This is a genomic window from Paraburkholderia susongensis (genome assembly GCF_900177725.1).
Taxonomy (GTDB): Bacteria; Pseudomonadota; Gammaproteobacteria; order Burkholderiales; family Burkholderiaceae; genus Paraburkholderia; species Paraburkholderia susongensis.
On record NZ_FXAT01000020.1, the window covers coordinates 94267 to 101124 of the forward strand.

The 6858-nt window shown below is 55.4% G+C and carries 9 protein-coding genes and 1 pseudogene; 4 read left to right on the forward strand and 6 right to left on the reverse strand.

The features are described 5' to 3' along the window. Positions 1-165: 165 nt before the first annotated feature. The 4 genes and pseudogenes from B9Z01_RS33420 to B9Z01_RS33435 all read left to right on the forward strand — a co-directional run. Positions 166-543 (forward strand): annotated as a pseudogene (locus B9Z01_RS33420) (ShlB/FhaC/HecB family hemolysin secretion/activation protein); the annotation flags it as partial. Positions 544-726: 183 nt separating this feature from the next. After that, positions 727-1047, forward strand: coding sequence for a hypothetical protein (locus B9Z01_RS33425; RefSeq protein ID WP_085489788.1), 321 nt, complete (start codon positions 727-729; stop codon positions 1045-1047). A gap of 249 nt (positions 1048-1296) precedes the next feature. Beyond that, on the forward strand, positions 1297-2517 hold the full coding sequence (locus B9Z01_RS33430; RefSeq protein WP_244196235.1) for an O-antigen ligase family protein: 1221 nt from the start codon (positions 1297-1299) through the stop codon (positions 2515-2517). 216 nt (positions 2518-2733) lie between these two features. After that, positions 2734-3141, forward strand: coding sequence for a hypothetical protein (locus B9Z01_RS33435; RefSeq protein WP_143809150.1), 408 nt, complete (start codon positions 2734-2736; stop codon positions 3139-3141). A gap of 23 nt (positions 3142-3164) precedes the next feature. Here the strand turns inward: B9Z01_RS33435 and B9Z01_RS35800 are convergent, their stop codons facing one another. The 6 genes from B9Z01_RS35800 to B9Z01_RS33455 form a co-directional block, all read right to left on the reverse strand. Continuing rightward, positions 3165-3317, reverse strand: a complete 153-nt coding sequence (locus B9Z01_RS35800; protein WP_167387612.1) for a hypothetical protein — start codon at positions 3315-3317, stop codon at positions 3165-3167. After that, positions 3314-3553 carry a hypothetical protein gene (locus tag B9Z01_RS33440; protein ID WP_085489791.1) on the reverse strand — a complete coding sequence of 80 codons (240 nt, stop codon included), beginning with the start codon at positions 3551-3553 and terminating at the stop codon, positions 3314-3316. Before B9Z01_RS33440 ends, B9Z01_RS35800 begins: the two co-directional genes overlap by 4 nt. Beyond that, the gene (locus tag B9Z01_RS33445) at positions 3550-3936 is read right to left on the reverse strand and encodes a DUF7694 domain-containing protein (protein ID WP_143809151.1); all 387 of its coding nucleotides are present in this window, start codon (positions 3934-3936) and stop codon (positions 3550-3552) included. The genes B9Z01_RS33440 and B9Z01_RS33445 overlap by 4 nt, the downstream gene beginning before the upstream one ends. 532 nt (positions 3937-4468) lie before the next feature. Then, on the reverse strand, positions 4469-5422 hold the full coding sequence (locus tag B9Z01_RS33450; protein WP_085489793.1) for an IS5 family transposase: 954 nt from the start codon (positions 5420-5422) through the stop codon (positions 4469-4471). Between the two features lie 29 nt (positions 5423-5451). Next, positions 5452-5685, reverse strand: a complete 234-nt coding sequence (locus B9Z01_RS35345; protein ID WP_143809152.1) for a hypothetical protein — start codon at positions 5683-5685, stop codon at positions 5452-5454. A 226-nt stretch (positions 5686-5911) separates the two neighbouring features. Further along, a complete protein-coding gene (locus tag B9Z01_RS33455) occupies positions 5912-6418 on the reverse strand; it encodes a GNAT family N-acetyltransferase (protein WP_085489794.1) in 507 nt (168 codons plus the stop codon). Between the last annotated feature and the right edge of the window lie 440 nt (positions 6419-6858).

Consider the following 6858-nt stretch of genomic DNA (forward strand, 5'->3'; position numbering starts at 1 on the left):
GGAACCACGGCAAACGGTCAATCGATCCTGACGCAGATCACGGCGCCATCCAATGCCGCATTGCAGAGCTATATCCTTGCGAACTACAACAGTGTTTCGCCGGGACAGGTTCCCAGTGAGTTTACGTATCCATCGAGCGGCGCTGGTGGCTCAATCAACGTGACCGGCCCGTTCACCAACGACGAGCTGAACTATATCGACGACCTGACGATTGGCAGCCGCTATACGGTGCGCGGCTTTAGCGGTCAGACGATGCTCGCTGCGGAAAAAGGCTTGTACTGGCGCAATGAGCTCCAGTATCCCCTCGGGCAGACAGGATAGGTTCTCTATGCGGGCCTCGACTACGGCCACCTGTGGGGTCCGTCTGCTGCGAATCTCGCAGGCACGCAACTCGCGGGCGCGGCCATCGGCCTGAAGGGATCGGTGCCGTCGCGTCTCGGTACGTTGAGCTACGACGTCTTCGCTGGTACACCGATCTATGCGCCGTCCGGATTTCCCGCGCCAAGCGTGACGTTGGGCTTTCAGGCTACGGCGCAGTTTTGAACGAGACCGCTAATCTTCCGTACCCCAGTTTCACGCGCCAGCTTGCCTTGAATGCCTATTCGCGCGTGGCCAATCGGGTTAAAAAAGCTATGCAAGCCGTATTCATTGGCGTGGGAGAAATTTGCTACTTCTATCTGGAAGAGAGCGGTAGACGGGAGGACATGAAAGTATGAAGGATAGACTATGACGATCGACGTAGACAGTGCGCAGGATGCGCATTCTTCCGGCGATATTGAGGAGTTGCCAGAACACAGAAATGATTGTCCGATTGGGTTCGCAGTGCTTAGAAAAGTCGACGGCCAATACACTTTATATGAAGATCCGGACGGAACATATGTACTGGCATTGACTGTGAACCGTCCATATGGCACATCGACGAAGTATCAGATGTGGACAGAGCTATCACGGCTCGAAAAGCTGATTATCCAGTTGTTGCCGAGGTGGCTGGGTTTTCTGGCGAGGAAGTTGTTGCGTGAGGAAGAAAAGCGCCATGAACAGTGTTAGCCATCTGCATAGGGTGCTTCCTGTCAGCATGTATGGGATTCCCGTTGTACGGTCCCATCTGCTTTTTCCGATGCAAGGCATGGCTCACGGAGCCACCATCAAATCACTTTCACCGGAGCCTGTTAAGCAATGACAAAATTTTTTCCACCTTTTACGCCAACTCGGTGGGCACTCGCACGCTGGTGCGCAGTCTGCACACTATTTGCCATACCGATTTCGACTGCGGCTGTGAATCTTCTGGCGCCGACAATGGTGCTGATCATGCTAACCTGCCGGCAGTTTTGGGTATCGGTCGGTGCAATACGGCATAACCGTGTTGCCGTCGCCGCTTCAGTATTATTCCTTCTTCTGTGCATAAGCCTGCTGTGGGACGTTGCCCCGATCGGCGAATCGATATCGATATTGGCTAAGTACCGAAAACTCATGTACTTCCCGTTTTTGCTCATTCTTTTCAATGAGCCAGCATGGCGTCGATTGGCTATCGGCGCGCTCTATATTTCGCTCACGTTTGTATTGATATTGTCTTGTACCAATTGGCTTGGCCTAACGCATATCGGCCCGTTGTACGCGCCCGATCCAATTAGAGCAAGCTGGGTGTTCAAGCACCACATAACGCAAGGACTTTTTACTGCGCTGCTTGCGTATATGGCTCTTACTTTGGCGTGGGGCCGGCACTGCGGGGAAAAGTTGAACGTTAGTTTGGGCGTCCGGGTATCAAGCGCGGCGATAACTGTCTTGGCACTCGCGTCAATTTTAGTCATGCAAGAAGGGAGGACGGGCCAGGTAGTGTTGCCTCCTTTGTTGATATTGTGGAGCTGGCAGGCGTTCCTGCGAGGGCAGGGTCTTCGATTCGGGAAGGCGATTTTGGTACTCGGTGTCGCGGCGGTCGTCGGCGGCCTAGCGGTTACATATGTCGCACATAACAAAATGTCGCGTCTAGCAGAAGTCGGTAGTGAAATTCAGGACTACGAAAAGCGCGATGAACCTACGTCAGTAGGATTACGTTTCGAATTCTACCGGCGCTCACTTTCTCTGATTTCGCAACGCCCTATACTGGGAGCCGGTGTGGGAAGTGTTGGCGCGTTGTTTCGCGAGCAGGCGTCGGGACAGCAGGGGGCACGAGGTATGGAATCGTCGAATCCACACAATGAATATTTTATGATCACTGACCAATTGGGCATAGTTGGACTCGTGGCTTTTCTTATGCTTATGTGGCAAATATGGAGACAAAGTTGCAATTTGCGCAACCTCGAAGGAGCATTCTCGGCTGGCTATGCGGTGGCTTTTGGGATTGCTTGCCTAGCCAATTCGCTTTTGCTCGATTTTCCAGAAGGCCATATGCTGGTTTTTCTGTGCGGCATCCTGCTGGCACCGTCCCGCATCGCCGGGCCCCCTTGTACAGATCAAATTGAAGAGAGAGATGGTGCCACGCGCTCGATTGTTGGCGGAACACCGCTTTGCAGATCTTGAGGTAGATCGTCATCGATCCTGTTCGCCGCCCGCAATCCTACTTTATGCCGCAGGCAGGTCACCACTACGACATTTGCCTCGATGGCTGGACGAGGCGTTGCTGCGTCGCTGTGCGGCGCATGGACCGGATCGGATTGGACCAGCCGGTCGCAAAGAAGGTAGCCCAAAAGTGTGCATCATAAGCAAGGCATCAGTGCGGTTCTAACGATGGCGCAAATGAAACAAAGACGGCTCTCGCGCGAGATGCTACTGCCGCTGCCAGTGCAGAAGGCCCGCGCGCTCTCGCTCGAATATCATCTCTCGCTATCAGTACTGGCGGCGGGAGATGGCAGCTTCGATCAGGCCGCCACGCTTCTGCAGGCGATCTGGCATGCGCGATTTCTCGCCGGTCGCGAAGACGTGAACGCGGAGCACCTCGCGGCGGCTGAATCCGCGCTCGACGCGATTACTTCTCGCGTCGACGCGGGCGAAGCATGGACGGTTACCGGTGCCGAGCGCACTGCCATCGCGGGCGGGCTGTCGATCCATGACCAGCTCACAGCCCGCGAGCCGTATCACCGATTCGTTGCGGCCTGGGCGCAGATACAGCATCTCGCGCGCGAGTCGCAGGAAACGTCAACGTGAATGGAACGGCCTCCTACGAGTAATTACCGCACGCCAAAGACGGCGTCGAATACGGTCCGAAGGTCATCGCCCTTGCAAGGACGCCGACCGTACCAGGCTTCGGCGCGGACCTGGTCACCAAGCGTCGGGCGGCGGAACAGTTCGCCCGTTATCCGGTTGCGCAAAATAATGCTCATGGTCCCTCCTGCTCGTGCTGTTCGCCCGAGACGTAATCGGGATCGGCGCGTACTGTGCCGACGAGCGCAGCCTCCGCGAGCCGCGCGATTGACCGGAGTGAATCATGCTGCAAAGGCGCTTCGGCTATTGCTGCAATCTGGTCGAGCGCTTTGCGGGCGCGCGAGAGATTCTGGAGCGCTACGTCGCGCGCCTCCTCGGCCTGGCGAACGCGTTGCTCGCGGTGCTTTGCGTTCATGATCCCGACCACTTCCACCCGGCGACGGCGACCGCGCGCAGCCTCTCGATATCCTCCGGGTTCATCTGCGCGAGCTGCTGCGGCGTCATTCCCGCGATACCAACCATTGTGACGGGTGGCAACGGAATCGCCTCGCGATGGGGGCGCCACATATGCAGGCAATAAGGGTGGTTGTTGACGTACTGCTCGCGCGGAGGATGCAACTGCATGACCGCCTCGCAGGGTTCGAAAAACTGATCCTTGACCCACGCCATCTCGGACCAGAGTGGACAGCGCTTTTCTCCGGCAACGGTAGCCTTGCTGTAGGGCTGACCGAGGATCGTCAGGGCGATAGCGGCGCTTTGGACAGGCATACGAAGCAGCGCCGGAATTCTCGCTTTCATACGACGCCCCAACGCCCGCAAAGTAGCCAGAGTGCTCAAGCGCATATCTCCAGCGACAAAAGTGAGAAGCGACTGGAGGTGGAGATCGCTAACTCTATTCATCCAAAAGACTGCGTCGAGGACGTTGCGAGTACCATTAGGCAACGAAAAAGCGCTAACCATGAAGATGCGAACCTATACGAACGGCGAAGTGGAATTCTGAAGCTAATGCAACTGGCGCACACGCGAAAGGAATTTGATATTGTCTTTTTAGACGTTATCGACCGAGACGTTGTCGTGAGGTTCAGCTATGCGCTCGAACACTGATCAGATCAAGTGTCTTATAGTTGAGGATGATAAATTCAAACTGGATAGCGTTCTTGCCTTCCTGCAGGGAGAGCTAGGGAAGGTCTGCAGAACTCATTCTTTTTCGCGCAGGCCTTGTGTAACTAGTCGTGTCAGTTTTCGGAACCCGCCGGGACGTTGTCGGCTCGGCTCTTGCACCGCCACGACCGGCACTTGCGGCAACGCGTGAGCTCAATCTCCAGCTGTTTCAGGCTTTGCACAAAGTCCTGTGTACCATCCACAGGTTGCACAGGGCAAACAGTGTCGTGAGCTGCGCGGTGTTTTTCATCAGCCCCCTGTAGCGCGTTTTCGTATAGCCAAACTGCTGCTTGATGACCCGGAATGGATGCTCGACCTTGGCCCGGATTCCCGCTTTCAGACGCTCGATCTGGTTGTAGATCGCGTCGAGTCGATCACTCAGGTCCAGTTTTCTGTGCCTGCCCGGTCGCATCGCGACATGCCAGCGAACCGTGTCGTCCTCGCTACGCTTTTCAACGCCCTGATATCCAGCGTCGGCGTACACATCCGTTTCCGCACCGTGCAACAACGCGTGAGCTGCAGTGAGGTCTTGAACGTTGGCCGCCGTGCCAATTACCGTGTGCACCAAGCCTGACTGCGTGTCCAGGCCAATATGCGCCTTCATATCGAAGTACCATTGATTACCCTTTTTCGTCTGGTGCATTTCGGGGTCACGGGTACCGGAAGAATTCTTCGTCGAACTGGGCGCTGAAATCAAGGTGGCGTCGATCACTGGGCCAGTCTTGAGCAGCAAGCCTTTCTCTTTCAGGATCTCGCTGACCACGGCCAGCATTTGTACTGCCAGTCCGTGCGCCTCGAGCAGGTGACGGAGCCGGAGAATCGTGCTTTCATCCGGCAAGCGCGTCATGCCCCCATCAAGCCCCGCGGACTCACGATACATCGGCACGTCATACAGCGCTTCTTCCATCGCCGGATCTGATAGGCCGAACCACTGCTGCATGAAATGTATCTGCAACATCGTCGCGATCGGGAACGGCGGTCGTCCGGTCTTACCGACGGGATAGTGTGGCTCGATCAGCGCAATCAGCCTCGACCATGGCACAACGCGTCGCATCTCGTCGAGAAATTCCCGCTTGCGCGTGCGCTTTGTTGACAGATCCAGACCAAGACCAGGTTGCGTCATCGAGGCTCTCCTGACTCACAATGTTCTTACTAGGATACTTTATCCCGCATACGAATACAGGGACTTTTGCAGACATTCCCTAGCACGCGACGCGCGCTTATCATGCGCGCGAAAATATTCAGCAGTTTCCCCTGATTGCGCGCGACATCATGCGGTGGCAGATCGGCAGCGGTATTCGCGGAAAGTGCATTCTTCAAAGCATCATCGGAATGCACAAGCCGATCGACAATGTATTCATCGACACTAGTCCAGGCAGCTTGCATCTTTAACGCTTCCGACATGAGTTATAGAAGAAGGTCCTCTAGATTGTCGGCGACCCCTTCAAGTGCCCCTTCATGGTCGACCCGGTCCGACAGCGAACGCATCAAATCGACCCGAAGCGGTCTGTCGACGATCTCCAAAGCGGTCATCGGTCCGCACTTCAGCAGTTGATCGTGCGGGCGCGACCGTATGGTGACCACATGCGAACATCGACGTTCTGATTGGAAGTTAGTCAGTCGATTTTTCGTACAGTGAATCGAGATAGTCGCCATGCTCGGGCATTGGCTTAATTCCTACCCGGACGAAACCAAGCGACTCATAGTAGGCACATAGCTTCGTATTTCTCGCATCGCACCCAAGCCGAACAAAACGTCGGCCCATGGTCCTAACTTGGTTAACGCACCAATCGATCATAAAGGTGCCAAGGCCGCCGCCGTTAAAGCCCTTTCTTACGGAAAAGCCATGCAAATAACCCGCAATGGGCTCTTGCGGCCCCCAGCACATTTCATCGTTCCAATCCAGAGAGAACGTCCCTACGGGCAAGCCGTCCTGCTCGACAACGTACACATCTTTTCGCGAGAGACTGTTTAGCACCCATCCTTCGGAAAATCCGTCTCCTTCCTTGCCCCACGCATAATCACCATGAGCCACCTTCTTTTCGTGCGCATCGTTCCGAATTTTTGTAAGTACCGTTACATCTTCTGCAGTTGCCCGGCGGATGCTTTTTGAGGTCATCGCTTATCTCTGCGTTGAGCGGTTTCGGTGGAGGAAGGGCGAAGATTAGCAATGTACCGTTACGTTACGCCAACCAGTTGTCAGATTGCCGACAATCGATGTTCGGAGTCTGAGGGGCTGCTTTTGGCCGAACCCCGTCCGATGCGGATTGGATAATTCTGGCACTGTGAGTCAGCCCGCGTGAGGCACTAGCCGACCCACAAAGGACTTTCGCCAGACGACAAAGCAGACGCTCAAAGAACGTTACGAGCGAACATGCTACGCATGTTCAGCTATGATTTCCCTATCAGCGGCCTCTTACGAACGGTCGCCTGTCCGACCAACGCATAGACGAAGAAGGGATTCCGATGGCTACCCTACGAACCGGGCACCGTTACCGTGATGCACATACTGGCAAGACTATCGACGTCTGGTTTCCTGCCTCGGGCGTCGTCAAAAAC